At 62.7% G+C, this 16,662-nt stretch carries 18 protein-coding genes and 1 other RNA gene; 8 read left to right on the top strand and 11 right to left on the bottom strand.

Annotation, left to right across the window (positions count from 1 at the left end):
* Positions 1-6 precede the first annotated feature (6 nt).
* Positions 7-660: a gamma-glutamylcyclotransferase gene (locus tag HX821_RS04080; RefSeq protein WP_003213974.1), complete on the top strand. Its 654-nt coding sequence runs from the start codon at positions 7-9 to the stop codon at positions 658-660.
* On the opposite strand, the gene glpT is transcribed toward HX821_RS04080, so the two are convergent.
* The 3 genes from glpT to HX821_RS04065 form a co-directional block, all read right to left on the bottom strand.
* A complete protein-coding gene (glpT, locus tag HX821_RS04075; protein ID WP_003213972.1) occupies positions 657-1,994 on the bottom strand; it encodes a glycerol-3-phosphate transporter in 1,338 nt (445 codons plus the stop codon). The genes HX821_RS04080 and glpT overlap by 4 nt on opposite strands.
* Before the next feature lie 220 nt (positions 1,995-2,214).
* Positions 2,215-2,832 carry a flagellar basal body-associated protein FliL gene (locus tag HX821_RS04070; protein WP_008438881.1) on the bottom strand — a complete coding sequence of 206 codons (618 nt, stop codon included), beginning with the start codon at positions 2,830-2,832 and terminating at the stop codon, positions 2,215-2,217.
* Between the two features lie 76 nt (positions 2,833-2,908).
* Positions 2,909-3,886: an NADPH:quinone oxidoreductase family protein gene (locus HX821_RS04065; protein WP_003213968.1), complete on the bottom strand. Its 978-nt coding sequence runs from the start codon at positions 3,884-3,886 to the stop codon at positions 2,909-2,911.
* 149 nt (positions 3,887-4,035) lie between these two features.
* On the opposite strand from HX821_RS04065, the gene HX821_RS04060 reads away from it, so the two are divergent.
* On the top strand, positions 4,036-4,443 hold the full coding sequence (locus tag HX821_RS04060) for a flagellar basal body-associated protein FliL (protein WP_003213967.1): 408 nt from the start codon (positions 4,036-4,038) through the stop codon (positions 4,441-4,443).
* A gap of 118 nt (positions 4,444-4,561) precedes the next feature.
* Here HX821_RS04060 and HX821_RS04055 read toward each other — a convergent pair whose 3' ends face one another.
* The 4 genes from HX821_RS04055 to HX821_RS04040 all read right to left on the bottom strand — a co-directional run bounded on the left by HX821_RS04055 (position 4,562) and on the right by HX821_RS04040 (position 9,954).
* Entirely contained in the window at positions 4,562-5,680 is a 1,119-nt protein-coding gene (locus tag HX821_RS04055; protein WP_003213965.1) for an ABC transporter permease, read from the bottom strand.
* Position 5,681: 1 nt separating this feature from the next.
* On the bottom strand, positions 5,682-8,402 hold the full coding sequence (gene rbbA / locus HX821_RS04050) for a ribosome-associated ATPase/putative transporter RbbA (RefSeq protein ID WP_177035323.1): 2,721 nt from the start codon (positions 8,400-8,402) through the stop codon (positions 5,682-5,684).
* On the bottom strand, positions 8,399-9,364 hold the full coding sequence (locus HX821_RS04045; protein ID WP_177035322.1) for an HlyD family secretion protein: 966 nt from the start codon (positions 9,362-9,364) through the stop codon (positions 8,399-8,401). Before HX821_RS04045 ends, rbbA begins: the two co-directional genes overlap by 4 nt.
* 140 nt (positions 9,365-9,504) lie before the next feature.
* Positions 9,505-9,954 (bottom strand): EVE domain-containing protein, encoded by a 450-nt coding sequence (locus HX821_RS04040; RefSeq protein ID WP_177020275.1) that lies wholly within the window; start codon positions 9,952-9,954, stop codon positions 9,505-9,507.
* A 196-nt stretch (positions 9,955-10,150) separates the two neighbouring features.
* On the opposite strand from HX821_RS04040, the gene HX821_RS04035 reads away from it, so the two are divergent.
* The gene (locus tag HX821_RS04035) at positions 10,151-10,300 is read left to right on the top strand and encodes a hypothetical protein (RefSeq protein ID WP_003213959.1); all 150 of its coding nucleotides are present in this window, start codon (positions 10,151-10,153) and stop codon (positions 10,298-10,300) included.
* Between the two features lie 7 nt (positions 10,301-10,307).
* Here the strand turns inward: HX821_RS04035 and HX821_RS04030 are convergent, their stop codons facing one another.
* The 4 genes from HX821_RS04030 to HX821_RS04015 all read right to left on the bottom strand — a co-directional run bounded on the left by HX821_RS04030 (position 10,308) and on the right by HX821_RS04015 (position 11,726).
* The gene (locus tag HX821_RS04030) at positions 10,308-10,937 is read right to left on the bottom strand and encodes a 5-formyltetrahydrofolate cyclo-ligase (RefSeq protein WP_087693301.1); all 630 of its coding nucleotides are present in this window, start codon (positions 10,935-10,937) and stop codon (positions 10,308-10,310) included.
* A 56-nt stretch (positions 10,938-10,993) separates the two neighbouring features.
* Positions 10,994-11,172, bottom strand: a non-coding RNA gene (gene ssrS / locus HX821_RS04025) — 6S RNA.
* A gap of 30 nt (positions 11,173-11,202) precedes the next feature.
* Complete coding sequence (locus HX821_RS04020; protein WP_003213956.1) at positions 11,203-11,520, bottom strand: cell division protein ZapA; 318 nt, start codon at positions 11,518-11,520, stop codon at positions 11,203-11,205.
* Complete coding sequence (locus HX821_RS04015) at positions 11,517-11,726, bottom strand: TIGR02449 family protein (RefSeq protein WP_003213954.1); 210 nt, start codon at positions 11,724-11,726, stop codon at positions 11,517-11,519. The genes HX821_RS04020 and HX821_RS04015 overlap by 4 nt, the downstream gene beginning before the upstream one ends.
* Positions 11,727-11,865: 139 nt before the next feature.
* On the opposite strand from HX821_RS04015, the gene HX821_RS04010 reads away from it, so the two are divergent.
* The 5 genes from HX821_RS04010 to HX821_RS03990 are packed head-to-tail and all read left to right on the top strand — an operon-like array spanning position 11,866 to position 16,655.
* Positions 11,866-12,423 carry a YecA family protein gene (locus HX821_RS04010; RefSeq protein ID WP_003213952.1) on the top strand — a complete coding sequence of 186 codons (558 nt, stop codon included), beginning with the start codon at positions 11,866-11,868 and terminating at the stop codon, positions 12,421-12,423.
* 20 nt (positions 12,424-12,443) lie between these two features.
* Positions 12,444-13,766, top strand: coding sequence for a Xaa-Pro aminopeptidase (pepP, locus tag HX821_RS04005; protein ID WP_134327504.1), 1,323 nt, complete (start codon positions 12,444-12,446; stop codon positions 13,764-13,766).
* On the top strand, positions 13,763-14,950 hold the full coding sequence (gene ubiH, locus HX821_RS04000) for a 2-octaprenyl-6-methoxyphenyl hydroxylase (protein ID WP_177020273.1): 1,188 nt from the start codon (positions 13,763-13,765) through the stop codon (positions 14,948-14,950). Before pepP ends, ubiH begins: the two co-directional genes overlap by 4 nt.
* Positions 14,943-15,428: a DUF4442 domain-containing protein gene (locus tag HX821_RS03995; protein WP_003213946.1), complete on the top strand. Its 486-nt coding sequence runs from the start codon at positions 14,943-14,945 to the stop codon at positions 15,426-15,428. Before ubiH ends, HX821_RS03995 begins: the two co-directional genes overlap by 8 nt.
* Positions 15,429-15,437: 9 nt before the next feature.
* On the top strand, positions 15,438-16,655 hold the full coding sequence (locus HX821_RS03990) for a 2-octaprenyl-3-methyl-6-methoxy-1,4-benzoquinol hydroxylase (RefSeq protein ID WP_162835188.1): 1,218 nt from the start codon (positions 15,438-15,440) through the stop codon (positions 16,653-16,655).
* The last annotated feature ends 7 nt before the right edge of the window (positions 16,656-16,662 follow it).

Raw genomic sequence — 16,662 nt, 5'->3', positions numbered from 1 at the left:
TCTGCCATGACCGCCATTGAATCTGATCTTTTGCAATTGGCTTACCCTCCGCGGCTCGATCTGGGGCCGCAACTCACTCACGAACAGTTGATGAGCTCGATGCAAGCCACCATGGCGCTGCACAAGGGTGGGCCGGTCTGGCTATTCGCTTACGGTTCGCTGATCTGGCGGCCTGAATGTTCGTCGACACAGCGGATGCGGGCGCGGGTCCACGGTTATCACCGGGGCTTGTACCTGTGGTCCCATGAGCACCGGGGCACGCCGGAAATACCGGGGTTGGTGTTTGGCCTGGATCGCGGCGGCTCGTGCAGCGGGTTTGCCTACCGCTTGCCGGAAGATCAACTGGAGGCCTCGCTGTATGCCCTGTGGCAGCGCGAGATGCCGTATCCCTCGTACCGGCCGCACTGGCTCAGCTGTCGTCTGGAAGATGGCAGCCAGGTGCAGGCATTGGGATTTGTCCTGGAACGGCACCTGCCCAGTTATGCCGGCAATTTGCCCGACATCGTGCTGAATCACGTGTTGCAAAGCGCTTGCGGGCGTTACGGCACTACGCGCGATTATGTCGAGCAGACCGTCAACGCCCTGCGTAGCCACGCCATGCCAGACAAGAATCTGGAGGCGCGGCTCAAGCGGTGTTCCAAAGGCTGTTCCGACGATTAACGTGCGGCACTGACGCTATTGGTGTGCCACAAGGTGGGGATCAGGAACGCGATGGCCAGCAGGCACGCGCCGATCAGCAGCACGAAACCACCGTCCCAACCGAAATGGTCAACGGTGTAGCCCATGGCCGCACTCGCTGCCACTGAACCACCCAGGTAACCGAACAGGCCCGTGAAGCCCGCTGCAGTACCGGCGGCTTTCTTCGGTGCCAGCTCCAGCGCCTGCAGACCGATCAGCATCACCGGGCCGTAGATCAGGAAGCCGATGGAGAACAGCGCGATCATGTCGATCATCGGGTTGCCCGGCGGGTTGAGCCAGTAAACCAGGGTCGCCACGGTGACCAGGCCCATGAACACAATGCCGGTCAGGCCACGGTTGCCACGGAAGATCTTGTCCGACATCCAGCCGCACAGCAGCGTGCCCGGAATGCCCGCCCACTCGTAGAAGAAGTACGCCCACGAGGTTTTATCCACGTCGAAGTGCTTGGCTTCCTTGAGGTACGTCGGTGCCCAGTCCAGCACGCCGTAGCGCAGCAGGTAGACGAAGACGTTGGCGAAGGCGATGTACCAGAGCATTTTGTTGCGCAGCACGTACTTGACGAAGATTTCCTTGGCGCTGAATTCGTCCTCGTGGCTGGCGTCGTAGCCTTCCGGGTAATCGTTCTTGTATTGCTCGATGGGCGGCAGGCCCACCGATTGCGGGGTGTCGCGCATGGTGATGAAGGCAAACGCCGCCACCAGCAGGGCCACGGTAGCCGGGACGTAGAACGCCGCGTGCCAGTCGTTGAACCAGGCCATGCCCAGCAGGAACAGCGGGCCGATCAAGCCGCCGCCGACGTTATGCGCCACGTTCCATACGGAAACCACACCGCCGCGCTCCTTCTGCGACCACCAGTGCACCATGGTCCGCCCACTTGGCGGCCAGCCCATGCCCTGGGCCCAACCGTTGATGAACAGCAGAATGAACATCATGGTCACGCTGGACGTAGCCCAAGGTGCGAAACCGAAAATGAACATCACCCCGGCGGACACCAACAGGCCGAAGGGCAGGAAGTAGCGCGGGTTGGAGCGGTCGGACACCAGCCCCATGAGGAACTTGGACAGGCCGTAGGCAATTGCGATCGCCGACATTGCCAGGCCCAGCTGGCCACGGGTGTAACCCTCGTCGATCAGGTACGGCATGGCCAGGGAGAAGTTCTTGCGCAGCAGGTAGTACCCGGCGTAACCGAAGAAAATACCGGCGAAGATCTGCCAGCGCAGGCGTCGGTACGTGCTGTCTATTTTTTCTTCAGGCAGGGGCGCCTGATGTGCGGCAGGACGGAAGAAAGCAAACATTCAAGAGCTCCAGATTTCTTGTTTTGACTGCGGATGCGAATGTTACAGTTTCGTTACCGAAAATAGCACCGCCTCTTATCTGCGGGCATAGGAATTGAGTGCAATTGCATGTTCTTTTACGAACATGTCGCTTAGAGGCAAGTGAGGGGCGTTTTCAGGAGGGAATGCCAAGAAGCTGTGGTGAGGGAGCAAGCTCCCTCACCACAGGCAGTGATTCGGTTCAGTTGCCGTTGGCGGCTGCGATATCACCTGGAAGCAGGTGTTCCTGGATCTTCTGGCTGCGGGATTCCACCAGTTGACCCTGGTCGTCGAAGCGCAACACGATCAGCCAGTCATACACATTTTCCGGCCATTTCTTCATGCCGGTCAGCGCCGCGCCGTCACCGCCGAAGGCCTCGATCAACTTGTCGATATGCCCGTGATGCCAGGCGATCAACACGGTCTGCGCCTGGTTGGACTTGCGCAGGGACTTCACCAGCTTGCCGACTTGATCGTCTGAGTAGGGTGTTTCAAGCGGGAGCTGCAGGCGCTGGGCCAGGGGTGTCAGGGTCAGGCGCGGGCGAGAGCTTTCCTTGCTGTCGCTGGTAGCGATCAGCCGCTGGGGCACCACGGAGATGCCGTTCAACAGCAGCGGGTCGAAATAGCTGGCGTAGGCCGCCGCCCGTTGTTCGCCCTTGGGGCTCAGCAACGGACCTTCATCGGGTTTTTCCGCATGGCGCACGATCAGCACCGTCACGTTGTTCAGCCCGCGTACATCCTTGCCCTCTTTATGGGCAAAGGCGTGAGCCGACACCATCATCAACAACCCCAGAAACAGCGCGCGCAGCGGTGTGACCATTATTCATTCCTGCCAGTGAGTGAGTGCCTCGGCCGATCATGGGCCCAGGCACTCCGCGGACAAAATGAAACAATAGTCAGCGTAGCTGCACCACGACCTTGCCCACAGCCTTGCGCTGGCCGAGGTCGTTGATCGCCTGCGCCGCCTGCTCCAGCGGGTACACCTGGGACACCAGCGGCTTCAACTTGCCCTCGGCGAACCAGCCGAACAGTTGCTGGAAGTTGGCGGCATTGTCCTGCGGCTGGCGCTGGGCGAACGACCCCCAGAACACCCCGACCACCGCTGCACCCTTGAGCAGCGCCAGGTTCACCGGCAGCTCGGGAATGCGCCCGCTGGCAAAGCCCACCACCAGCAGCCGTCCATTCCAGGCGATGCCGCGAATGGCCTGGTCAAACAGGTCGCCGCCCACCGGGTCGTAGATCACATCCACGCCGTTGCCGCCGGTAAGGCGTTTGATCTCGTCCTTGAGGCTGGCTTCGCTGTAGTTGATCAACTCATCGGCACCGGCAGCCTTGGCCACCGCCAGCTTGTCGGCGCTGCTGGCCGCGGCGATCACCCGGGCGCCCATGGCCTTGCCGATTTCCACCGCAGCCAGGCCGACGCCGCCGGAGGCACCGAGCACCAGCAGGGTTTCCCCGGGTTGCAGGTTGGCCCGCTGCTTCAGGGCGTGCATCGACGTGCCGTAGGTCATGCTGAAGGCGGCGGCGGTGTTGAAGTCCATGCTCGGCGGGATCGGCAGCACGTTGTAGCCCGGCACCGCGACCTGCTCGGCGAAGCTGCCCCAGCCGGTCAGGGCCATCACCCGGTCACCGACCTTCAGGTGGCTGACGTTCTCACCGACTTGGCTGATCACGCCTGCCGCTTCACCGCCCGGCGAAAACGGGAAGGGCGGCTTGAACTGGTACTTGCCCTCGATGATCAGGGTGTCCGGGAAATTGACCCCGGCCGCATGCACGTCCAACAGGATTTCGTTCTTCTTGATCGCCGGGCTTTCGACGTCTTCCAGCACCAGGTTTTCGGCGGGGCCGAAGGCTTTGCACAGCACAGCTTTCATCGGACTATTCCTTTTGGCGTGTTGGCCGATAAGTGTAGGTGGGCAGGGCGACGGGTCAACGAGCATGCCCCGGCCTGATAAGTCGCCATAAGCTTGTGCTCAGGGCTGCTAGCGTTATGCTACTGGGCAACCGAATTGAGGAATGAACTGTGAAAGCGTGGATCCTGTTGATGCTGGCCCTGACACTGCCGACGGCAGCCCTGGCCGAAGAAGCCAAAGAAGGCGAAGCGCCGAAGGTCAGCTATATCAGCCTGAGCCCGCCGTTTGTCGGTAACTACGGCCTGGATGGCACCGCGAAGCTGCGGGTGTTCAAGGCGGATATCGCCCTGCGGGTCACCGGTCCCGAGGCAGCCGCTGCCGTGAAAGCCAACGACGCGCTGATTCGCAACCAGTTGGTGGCGCTGTTTACCCAGCAGACTAACGACACCATGAGCAGCGTTGATGGGAAGGAAAAACTGCGCCAGGAAGCCCTGAAGCAGACCCAGCAAGTGATGAACGACGAAACCGGCAAGCCGCAGGTTGAGGATCTGTTGTTCAACAACCTGATCATCCAGTAAGCCGGTCGCTTCGCGCCCTTCGCGAGCAAGCCCGCTCCCACATTTAACCGCATTCTCATGTTAGAACTCGGTCAAGTGTGGGAGCGGGCTTGCTCGCGAAGAGGCCCTGACAGACACCTCAGGAAGCCAGGCTCTTCCTGAACCGCGCCAACGCCACCGCAAAGAACAGCAACCCAATCCCCGCCAGCGCCAGCAAGTCCGGCCACACCACATTCACACCCGCATCCCGGAACAGAATCGCCGCACTCAGGCTCACAAAGTGCGTCGACGGCGAGCCCTGCATCACCCATTGCAACCACTGCGGCATGCTGTCCAGCGGCGTGCTGCCGCCGGACAACAGCAGCATCGGGATAATCACCGGGATCGCCAGCAGGCCAAACTGCGGCGTCGAGCGGGCGAGGGTGGCGAGGAAGATGCCGAGGGCAGTACTGGCAAACAGGTACAGCGCCGTCACCAGCAAAAACAAAGTCAGCGACCCGGCCAGCGGCACGCCGAGCAAGCCTTTCACCACCACTTCCAGCGACAGCCAGGTGCACAGCACCACCACCAGCATGTTGCTCCAGATTTTCGCCAGCATGATTTCCAGCGCAGTCAGCGGCAGAACCAGCAAATGGTCGAGGGTGCCGTGTTCGCGCTCACGCAGCAGCGCGGTGCCGGTCAGCACGATGGCGAGGATGGTGATGTTGTTGACGATCTGGATCACCGCCAGAAACCAGCCGCCTTCCAGGTTGGTATTGAACAGCGCCCGGGTGGTCAGCAGCGCCGGCGCCTTTTGGGCGGCATCGGCCTGGTTGCCATAGGTCAGCAATTCCCGCTGGAAAATCCGCCCGATATACCCGGCACCCATGAATGCCTGGCTCATGGCCGTGGCATCGACGTTGACCTGCACCCCCGGCTGGCGCCCGGCCAACAGGTCGGCCTGGAAATTCGCCGGCACGTTGATCACGAAGGTGTACTGGCCGCTGTCCATCACCTTGTCCAGTTGGTCGTACGGCAACGGCACCGCCGCCTGGAATTCCGGCGGTTGCAGCGCTTCGGCCAGTTGCCGGGAAAGCGCGCTGTGGTCTTCATCCACAAAGGCCACGCTGGCGTTGTGCACGCCGATCACCGAGCCGGCGGCGGGCATATAGATGGCGACGGTAAAGGCGTAGAACAGGAACAGCAGCAACACGCTGTCGTGGCGCAGGCTGGTCAGTTCCTTGATGCCGAGGCGCAGGATATGGGCGAACTTGTGCATCTCAGGCCTCCTGCTTCTTGAGCATGATCAGGCTAAGCCCGGTGAACCCCAGGAAAAACCCGAACAGCGCCAGGCACTGTGGCCATAGCTGACGCAGGTCCAGGGCCTTGGTAAAGGTGCCCACCGCAATGTCGAGGAAGTAGCCCGCCGGGAACAACATGCCCATCAACGCGGCGGCGCCTTCCAGGGACGAGCGCGGCACGATCAGCCCGGAGAACTGGATGGTCGGCAGGCTGGTGATGATCATGGTGCCGAGGATCGCTGCGATCTGGGTGCGGGTGAACGCGGAAATCAGCAGGCCCATGCTGGTGGTGGCCAGCACATACAGCAGGCCGCCGAAAGCCAGGGTCACGCCGCTGCCCTTGAACGGCACGCCGAACAGCCAGCGGTTCATCGCCACCAGCAGGCCCAGGTTGATCAGGCTCACGGCCAGGTACGGCGCCTGCTTGCCCAACAGGAATTCCAGGCGGGTCAGGGGTGTGGCGTAGAAGTTGGTGATGGAGCCCAGTTCCTTCTCGCGCACGATCCCCAGGGCCGTGAGCATCGCCGGGATAAACGCGAGGATCAGCGCCATCACGCCGGGACCGATAGCGTTCACGCTGACCACGTCCTGGTTGTAGCGAAAGCGGGTTTCCAGTTTGGCGGCCGCTTGCTGATTCAGTGGGGTGCTGTTCAGTTCGGCCAGTTGTTGGAGGTTGGCCTGGTGCACGGCCTCGACATAATTGCGGCTGGTTTCCGCACGGAACGGCATGCCGCCATCGAGCCAGGCGGCCACGGCGGGTTGGCGGCCGGCGTAGAGATCGCGGCCGAATCCTGGCGGAATCTCCAGCGCCAGTTTGATCTCCGAGCGCTGCAGGCGTTTGTGCAGTTCGTTGGAGTCAGTGATCGGCGGCTGTTCGGCGAAATAGCGCGAACTGCGAAAGGCCTCCAGATAGGCGCGGCTTTGCGGCGTCTGATCCTGGTCGTAGACGGCGAAGGCGAGCTTTTCCACGTCCAGGGAAATGCCGTAGCCGAAGATCACCATCATGAAAATCGCCCCCAACAGGGCGAAGGCCATGCGCACTTTGTCCCGCAGCAGTTCCTTGCCTTCGCGGCTGGCCACGGCCAACAGGCGGGCGACGCTGAACCCGCGTTTGCTGACGGGTGGGGCCATGGGTTCGCTGACGGTTTCGGAGGGCGCGGTGGCCGCTTCGGGCGCGCCTTGGGCCTGTTCGAGGCAGGTGACGAACGCCGCTTCCAGGGTTTCGCCGTGGAACTGCTGTTGCAGCGCGTCCGGCGTGTCGCAGGCCAGCACCTTGCCCGCGTGCATCAGCGAGATGCGGTCGCAGCGCTGGGCTTCGTTCATGAAGTGGGTGGACAGGAAGATCGTCACGCCCTGTTCCCGGGACAGTTCGATCAGCAGCCGCCAGAAGTCATCCCGCGCGGCCGGGTCGACGCCCGAGGTCGGCTCATCGAGGATCAGCACTTCCGGGCGGTGCAGCACCGCCACCGCCAGGGACAAGCGCTGGCGCAGGCCCAGCGGCAACTCGCCGGACGGCTGCTCGGCAACGTCGCCCAGGTCAAAACGCTTGATCAATTCGTCGATGCGCTGGCCGCTCTCGGCCTTGGGCAGGTCGAACAACTGCGCATGCAGCACCAGGTTCTGGCGCACGCTGAGTTCGCCGTACAGCGAGAAGCTTTGCGACATGAAACCCACGCGCTTGCGGGTGGCCAGGTCCTTGGCGTTGACCGGGTTGCCCAGCAGCGTGGCGGTGCCCTCGGTAGCGGGCATCAACCCGGTGAGGACTTTCATGGTGGTGGTCTTGCCGCAGCCGTTGGAGCCGAGGAAACCAAAGATCTCGCCCCGGCCAATCGCGAAGCTGACCTTGTTGACTGCCGTGAAGTCGCCGAAGCGCAGGGTCAGGTCGTGGGCTTCGATGGCGATGTCGGTGTTGTCGCTTTGCCGTGGCGGAATCACCAGGGGTTCGTTGTTATGGGCGCTGTCGCCCTGGAAATGGGTGAAGGCTTCGTCCAGTTTGCCGCTGGGCGTCGCGGCGGCGAGTTCGCTGCTCAGGCCGTCGGCGATCAGCTTGCCGCGGTCGAGCATCAGGCAGTGTTCAAACTGCTCGGCTTCTTCCATGTAGGCGGTGGCCACCAGCAGTGTGAGCTGCGGGCGTTCGCTGCGTACGGTTTCCACCAGTTCCCAGAAGCGCCGACGGGACAATGGGTCGACCCCGGTGGTGGGTTCGTCGAGGATCAACAGGTCCGGGTCGTGGATCAGTGCACAGCACAGGCCGAGTTTCTGCTTCATGCCGCCGGAGAGCTTGCCGGCGGGGCGCTCGGCGAAACGCGCGAGGTCGGTGGCGAGCAGCAGGTTGTGCATGCGCTGGTCGCAATCGGCTTTTGACAGGCCGAACAGCGTGGCAAAGAACCGGATGTTTTCGCTGATGGACAGCTCGGGGTACAGGTTGCCGCCCAGGCCCTGGGGCATAAAGGCGATGCGCGGGTACAGGCTGTTGCGGTGGCGGCGGTCTTCGATGGAGCCGCCGAGTACTTGCAGTTCGCCTTGTTGAAGCTTTTTGACCCCGGCGATCAAGCCCAGCAGGCTCGACTTGCCGGCGCCGTCCGGGCCGATCAGGCCGCAGCGTGTGCCGGCAGGCAGGCTGAAGGCGATGTCGATCAGCGCCTGTTGCTTGCCGTAGCGATGGTTGATCCCCGTGGCGTGCAGCGCCAGGCCGCTCATTGCAGGTTGGCCGGCCAGTCCAGGTCAGCGGTGCGCACATAGCCGGCGCCGGGCATGCCCGGTTTGGCTTGGGGCACGGCGCTTGGTTGGGTCAGCCGCAGCTTGACCCGGAACACCAGCTTCTGGCGTTCGTCGCGGGTTTCCACTTCCTTGGGGGTGAACTGCGACTTGGCGGCGACGAAGCTGATTTTCGTCGGCAGCGGTTGCTTCGGCAGGGCGTCGAGGACGATCCGCGCCTCACTGCCGACGGTCAGGGCGCCGGTTACCGAAGCGGGCAGATACAGGTTCATGTATTGGTCGTTGGGGTCGATCAGCAGCAACACGCGGCCACCCGCGCCGAGCACTTCGCCGGGTTCGGCCAGGCGTAGCTGGATGATGCCGTCGATAGGCGCCCGCAGGCTGCTGTCTTCGATTTCACTGGTGAGCTGGGCGACCTGGGCCTGGGCGGCGCCGATGGCGGCCTTTACCGAATTGACCTGGGCCTGGGCGGCGACCACGGCAGCGTTGCCGGTGTTTTGCCGGGCCTGCTGCTGGTCGATCAGCTGGCCGCTGGCGAAGCCGCGCTTGTACAGCTCCTGGGTGCGCTTGAGTTCCTGGCTGGCCAGCAGTTGTTCGCTCCGGCGCAGTTGCACATTGGCTTCGGCAGCAGCGAAATTCTCCCTGGCCCGCAGCACTTCAGCTTCGGCCTGGGCGCGCTGGGCTTCCAGGGTACGGGTGTCCATGCGCGCCAGCAGTTGGCCCTTGAGCACCTTGTCGCCTTCGTCCACCCGCACTTCGGCGAGGCGCCCGAGGATCTTGGCGGCGATCTGCACTTCAGTCGATTCCAGCCGGCCATTGCCCATGCTCAAGCCTTCGGGCAGGCGGTCCTGGGTGGATTGCCAATAGCCGAAGCCGCCGGCGGCCAGCAGCAAGACAATCAATGGAATGGCGAAAAGATGGGAGGTACGGTGGTTCGTCGACATGGGTGCATCCTGCGGCGTTAGCGTCCTAGTTTGACCGATCCTGCCCGGAGGCCCTTGATGCGGGTCAAATGAAGCGCCAGCCTAACCCGGTTGGCGCGCAGATGCATGCGCCATGGGCGTGACCGCAGGGTTCTGCTGTTTCAGCGCAGGCCGAGTACGGCGGACCATTGCTCGGCGGTGACCGGCATCACCGAAAGGCGGCTGCCTTTTTGCACCAGGGGCAACTCGGCGAGGGCGGTTTGCTGTTTCAGATAGCCCAGCCCCAGGACCTTCGCAAAGGTCTCGACGTGGGCAACATTGATCGCGCTCCACGGGTTTTTTTCAGGGCTGGCCTTGGCGTCGAAATAGTGACTGTCGGGCTCCAGCGCGGTCGGGTCCGGGTAGGCTGCCTCGACGATTTTACCGATGCCGGCAATCCCCGGTTCCGGGCAGCTGGAGTGGTAGAAGAAGAACTGGTCACCCACCGCCATCGCCCGCAGGAAGTTCCGCGCCTGGTAGTTGCGCACCCCGTCCCACCGGGCCTCGCCGAGCTTTTCCAGGCCCTTGATGGACAGTTCATCGGGCTCGGATTTCATCAGCCAATAGGCCATGTTTTCGCTCCTCAAAAGTCGATTGGGAAAGTTGTCCTGCAATTTTATGACAAACCGACAGTCGGTTGGCGTCAAGGTTTGCGTGTTGGTTCACGTTAACGCAGAATGCCGGGGTTTTGAGCTTGACGCAGCTGGCACGGACTACTAATGGAACGTTGCTGTCATCGTGTGCAAGATGCCTGAAGGGGGGCAATCGATGAAACGCAAACCGGATTTACTATGGATTTTGGTTATTTTGTTCGGCCTGGGCGTTGTGACCACCGGCTATGCGCAGAGCTTGTGGTCGAACAAGACTGACGCACCGATTGAACTCGCACAGCAACAGCCGCAACCGTTCAAACGCTGACCCGTCTTCAAGGCGCTGCTGATTCCAGTAGCGTCTCTGCTATATACCAATCCTTATCGGTGACTGTGCCCTCAAGCGGTACATCCCAGCTTGCCTGTGCCAATCGTTCGACCTTCTGGCATTCATGGGCCAGGCCCAACAGCGTCGGCTTGCGCCAGGATTTCCGGCGGGCCATGTAGGCCAGGCTGCGGTCATAAAACCCGCCGCCCATGCCCAACCGTCCGCCCACATCATCAAAGCCAACCAGTGGCAGCAGCACCAGGTCCAGCGCCCAGACCTTGCGTTGCCGGCCGGCATTTACCTGGGGCTCGAGGATGCGAAAACGGTTGGGCCTCAGCTTTTCGCCGGGGCGCACTCGCTGGAACACCATCTTGGTTCGCGGCCATGCACTGAGCACCGGCAGGTACGTCGCCTTGCCCCGGCGCTGTGCAGCGCGCAGCAGCAGGCGCGGATCGATTTCACCGTCCGTCGGTAGATATAAGGATAGGTGTTTGGCCCGGCGAAACAGCGGGTGCTGTGCCAGTTGCCGATACAGGCCCAGGGCGGCCTGGCGTTGCTCGCTTGGCGTCAGGGCGCGGCGGGCTTTGCGCAGCATGCGTCGAAGTTGCGGGCGGGAAAGCGGCGCAGGTTCGGTCATGGTTTTCGGCTCATAAAACAATGCCAGTCCTGGGACTGGCATTGGATTTGGGAATCAGGCTCCCCGACAGAACCGCTGTCGACTTAGCCCTTGAACCCGAAAGTTCAAGGTGGAAGAAACAGTAGGCTTTAAGGCTTTCCGTCTAGCGGACATGCACACCAGCCCAACGTGTAACTTCCAGGGTAGTGCGAATCGGCTCAGGGACATCGCCGACTGGCAAGCACGCCAGGGAGTGGGGCGAGTATACCCGAAACCGACGCCGCAATCAGCCCTTGGGTGGCTCTGGATCGGTAGAAAGTACCAGATCGACCCGCTCCAGCAGGTCGCGCACCTGCTCGCGCGTCGAGCCGCTGGCCTGCACGTCAGGCCGTTCCTGCTTATGCAGCAGATCGTGGGTAATGTTCAGTGCGGCCATCACGGCGATGCGATCGGCGCCGATGACTTTGCCGCTGCTGCGGATTTCGCGCATCTTGCCGTCCAGGTAGCGGGCAGCGCTCACCAGGTTGCTGCGTTCTTCCTGGGGGCAGATGATCGAATATTCTTTGTCGAGAATCTGCACGGTGACGCTATTGCTTGAACTCATGAGTCTTGCTCCAGGGCCTTCAGGCGCGAAATCATCGATTCGACCTTACGCCGGGCGATTTCGTTTTTTTCAATGAGGTGAGCGCGTTCCTCGCGCCAGGTCTTTTCCTGAGCTAATAGGAGTCCGTTTTGGCTCTTAAGTTGCTCGACCCGGTTAATTAGCAGCTCGAGTCTGGCCATCAGCGCTTGCAGGTCGGTGTCTTCCATTGGGTTCCACTGGATTTTGTCTGATGAATGGCAACTGCTGGATAAACGATCTGACGCCCTCGATAGTCTTGGTACGTCTGCCGATGCTAGGATACAGCGCTTCATTCTAGACATTGCGCCGTCTGGCGCCTAGCTCACCATGCCCATTCAGAACTCCCCGTACGATGCTTTTTCCAAACTGCTGAGTTCCAGCGGTCATCCTTGCTCGCCTGCCGAACTGCACGGCGTGCTGCTGGGCCGCAGCTGCACCGGTGTCGGCTTTGATGCCGACAACTGGCTGGCCGACGTCGCCGAGCTGCTGGAAACCGAGCCTACCGAAAACGTGCGCAATGCGCTCATCGGCCTGCAAGAGATGGTTAAAGGCGAGCTGACCGGTGATGACGTCACCGTCGTCCTGCTGCTGCCTACCGATGACGCGCCGCTCACCGAGCGCGCCGCCGCGTTGGGCCAATGGTGCCAAGGCTTCCTCCACGGTTTCGGCGTGAACGCCGGCGGCCTCGACCTGAGCACCGATGCCCAGGAAGTGCTGCAGGACCTGGCCGCCATCTCCCAGGTGCAAGACGCCCTGGAAGAGTCCGAAGACGGCGAAAGCGACTACATGGAAGTCATGGAATACCTGCGCGTCGCGCCGCTGCTGCTGTTCACCGAGACCCGTAAATCGGCTGAGCCCGCTGCACCCAAGCCGTCGCTGCACTAAGAAAGGAAGCCCATCTGCCCATGATCCATATCCCCAAAGCGGAATACACCCGGCGCCGCAAGGCGCTCATGGCGCAGATGGAACCCAACAGCATCGCCATCCTGCCGGCGGCTGCGGTAGCCATCCGCAACCGTGACGTCGAGCACGTCTACCGCCAGGACAGCGACTTCCAGTACCTGAGCGGCTTCCCCGAACCGGAAGCGGTGATTGTGCTGATGCCCGGCCGCCAACACGGCGAGTACGTGCTGTTCTGCCGCGAACGCAACGCCGAGCGCGAACTGTGGGACGGCCTGCGAGCGGGCACCGAAGGCGCGATCCGCGATTTTGGCGCCGATGACGCCTTCCCGATTACCGATATCGACGACATCCTGCCCGGCCTGATCGAAGGCCGTGACCGAGTGTATTCGGCCATGGGCAGCAATGCCGAATTCGACCGGCACCTGATGGAGTGGATCAACGTGATCCGCTCCAAAGCGCACCTCGGCGCCCAGCCACCGAACGAATTTGTTGCCCTGGATCATCTGCTTCACGACATGCGCCTGTATAAATCGGCGGCAGAAGTGAAGGTGATGCGCGAGGCGGCACGGATTTCCTGCGCGGCCCATGTACGGGCGATGCAGGCCAGCCGCGCCGGGTTGCATGAGTTCAGCCTGGAAGCGGAGCTCGACTACGAGTTTCGCAAGGGCGGGGCGAAGATGCCGGCCTATGGTTCCATCGTCGCCTCGGGGCGCAACAGCTGCATCCTGCATTACCAGCAGAATGACGCGCTGCTCAAGGACGGCGACCTGGTGCTGATCGACGCCGGCTGCGAGATCGACTGCTACGCCAGCGACATCACCCGCACCTGGCCGGTGAGCGGCAAGTTTTCCGCCGAGCAGAAGGCGATTTATGAAATCGTGCTGGCTTCCCAGGAGGCCGCCTTTGCTGAAATCGCCCCGAACAAGCATTGGAACCAGGCCCACGAGGCGACGGTGCAAGTGATCACTGCCGGGCTGGTGAAGCTGGGATTGTTGCAGGGTGATGTCGACGAACTGATCGCCAGTGAAGCCTATAAAGCCTTCTACATGCACCGCGCCGGCCACTGGCTGGGGATGGATGTGCACGATGTCGGCGAATACAAGGTCGGCGGCGAGTGGCGGGTGCTGGAAGTCGGCATGGCACTGACCGTGGAGCCGGGGATTTACATCTCGCCGGACAACCAGAACGTGGCGAAGAAATGGCGTGGCATTGGCGTACGCATCGAGGACGACGTGGTGGTGACCAAGCAAGGCTGTGAAATTCTGACCGGTGGCGTGCCCAAGTCCGTCGCCGAGATCGAAGCATTGATGGCGAGCGCCCGATGAGCCGGGTCAACCTGGCGATTATCGGCGGCGGCCTGGTGGGTGCCAGCCTCGCATTGGCCTTGCAGGCCGGGGCCAAGGCCCGGGGCTGGAAGATCGTGCTGATCGAGCCGTTTGCCCCCGGCGACAGCTACCAGCCGAGCTATGACGCGCGTTCTTCAGCGCTGTCCTTTGGCGCGCGGCAGATCTATCAACGGTTGGGCGTGTGGCAGGAAATCTCTCGCCGCGCCGAGCCGATCAAACAGATTCATGTGTCGGACCGTGGCCGCTTCTCTACCGCGCGCCTGTCGGCCATGGAAGAGGGTGTGCCGGCGCTTGGCTACGTGGTGGAAAACGCCTGGCTGGGCCAATGCCTGTGGCAAGGGCTGGACAAGGACGTGGTCAGTTGGCGTTGCCCGGCGGAAGTTACGCGCATGGAGCCGCTTGCCGATGGTTACCGCCTGACCCTCAATGACGAAACCGTGCTGGAGTGCGACCTCGCGGTGCTGGCCGATGGCGGTCGCTCAGGTTTGCGCGAGCAACTGGGCATCGGCGTTAAAAAGCGGCCGTACAACCAGAGCGCGCTGATCGCCAACATCACCCCAAGCGAGGCCCACAACGGCGAGGCGTTCGAGCGGTTCACCGACGAAGGCCCGATGGCCTTGCTGCCGTTGCCGGACAACCGCTGCGCGCTGGTCTGGACCCGCGTCGGCATGGACGCCAAGCGCCTGGCCGAGCTGGACGAACGCAGCTTCCTGAGTGAACTGCAGGGCGTGTTCGGCTACCGCCTGGGCACCCTCAAGCAAGTCGGTGCGCGCCACCTGTACCCGCTGACGCTCGTGGAAGCGGAAGAACAAGTGCGCTCTCATCTGGCCGTACTTGGCAATGCCGCCCACAGCCTGCACCCGATTGCCGGTCAGGGTTTCAACCTGTCCCTGCGGGATGCCTACGCGTTGGCCGAGGCGCTGCTGGCCGGGCCGGCGATTCCGGGCGACCTGGCGACACTGCAGGCGTACCGCGAGCGTCAGCGCATGGACCAGAAACTCACCGTCGGCTTCTCCGATCAGGTCACCCGCCTGTTTGGCAGTGCGCAACCGTTGGTCGCGCTGGGCCGCAACATGGGCTTGCTGGGCCTCGACTTGCTGCCGCCGGCCAAGCGCTGGTTCGCGCGCCAGGCCATGGGCCTGGGTACCCGTCCCGATGCGTGAGTGGCTGACCCGACGCCTGGGCAAGGCGCGGCTGTTGCGCTGGATCATGACCCTGTACCCGCCGTACCTCGGGGCCGGAGTTCGGGTGTTGCACATCGGCAGCGATTTCCGCGAGGTCAAGGTGCGCATGGGCCTGGGCTGGTACAACCGCAACTACGTCGGCACGCAGTTTGGCGGCAGCCTGTATTCGATGGTCGACCCGTTCTACATGCTGATGCTGATGGAGAACCTGGGCCGCGACTACATTGTCTGGGACAAGGCTGCCGCTATCGACTTTATCTCGCCGGGCAAAGGCCCGGTGTTCGCCGAATTTTCCATCGACCAAGCGTTGCTGGACGAGATTCGCCAGCACACCGCCAGCGGCGACAAGTATTTACCGCAGCTCAAGGTACAGATTCATGACGGCTCCGGCACCCTGGTGGCGCGGGTCGACAAAACCCTTTACGTGCGGCGCAAGCTGCAATCGAGACAGGCTTAAAGCATGGACATGCGCGCAGATGTGCTGATTGTCGGGGCCGGAATGGTCGGAAGCGCCCTGGCGCTGGCGTTGCAGGGCAGTGGCCTGCAGGTGCTGCTGCTCGACGGCAGCCCGCTGAGCGTCAAGCCGTTCGACCCTCATGCTGCGTTCGAACCGCGGGTGAGCGCCTTGTCGGCCGCCAGCCAGCGCATCCTCGAGCGCCTTGGCGTGTGGGACGGGATTGTCGAGCGACGTGCCAGCCCGTACGGCGAGATGCAGGTGTGGGACGGCAGCGGCACCGGGCAGATCCACTTCTCGGCGGCCAGCGTGCATGCCGAGGTGCTGGGGCATATCGTCGAAAACCGTGTGGTCCAGGACGCCTTGCTCGACCGCCTGCACGACTGCGACCTCGGCCTGCTGGCCAATGCTCGCCTGGAACAGATGCGCCGCTCCGGCGATGACTGGCTGCTGACCCTCGCCGATGGCCGCACCTTGCGCGCGCCACTGGTGGTCGCGGCGGACGGTGCCAACTCGGCAGTACGTCGCCTGACCGGCACCGCTACCCGTGAGTGGGATTATTTGCACAACGCCATCGTCACCAGTGTGCGCAGCAGCCAGGTGCATCAAAAGACGGCCTGGCAGCGTTTTACCGACAATGGCCCGCTGGCATTCCTGCCGCTGGTGCGGGACGGGCAGGAAGACTGGTGTTCGATCGTCTGGTCGACCACCCCGAGTGAGTCCGAGCGCTTGATGGCGCTGGACGATGAAAGCTTCTGCCGTGAACTGGAAAATGCCTTCGAAGGCCGCCTGGGCAGCGTGATAAGCGCCGATCCACGGCTGTGCGTGCCGTTGCGTCAGCGCCACGCCAAACGTTACGTGGCCGAAGGCCTGGCATTGATTGGCGACGCGGCCCACGTCATTCATCCGCTGGCGGGGCAGGGCGTGAACCTGGGCTTCCTCGATGCGGCGGTGCTCGCCGAGGTGCTGCTGGCGGCCAACGAGCGCGGCGAGCGCCTGGCGGATGTGAAGGTGCTCAGCCGTTACGAGCGTCGGCGCATGCCCCACAACCTGGCGCTGATGGCGGCGATGGAAGGCTTTGAGCGGTTGTTCCAGGCCGATCAACTGCCGTTGCGCTGGCTGCGTAATGCAGGGCTGAAGGTGGTTGAGCAGATGCCGGAGGCCAAGGCGTTGTTTGTGCGTCAGGCATTGGGTTTGACCGGGGATTTGCCGGAGCTGGCCAAGGCCTGAGGGTGCT

Source organism: Pseudomonas sp. B6001 (genome assembly GCF_013386015.1).
In the GTDB taxonomy this organism is placed as follows: Bacteria; Pseudomonadota; Gammaproteobacteria; order Pseudomonadales; family Pseudomonadaceae; genus Aquipseudomonas.
Note: the sequence above shows the minus strand (reverse complement) of the source record. Positions and strands in the feature narration are given on the sequence as shown.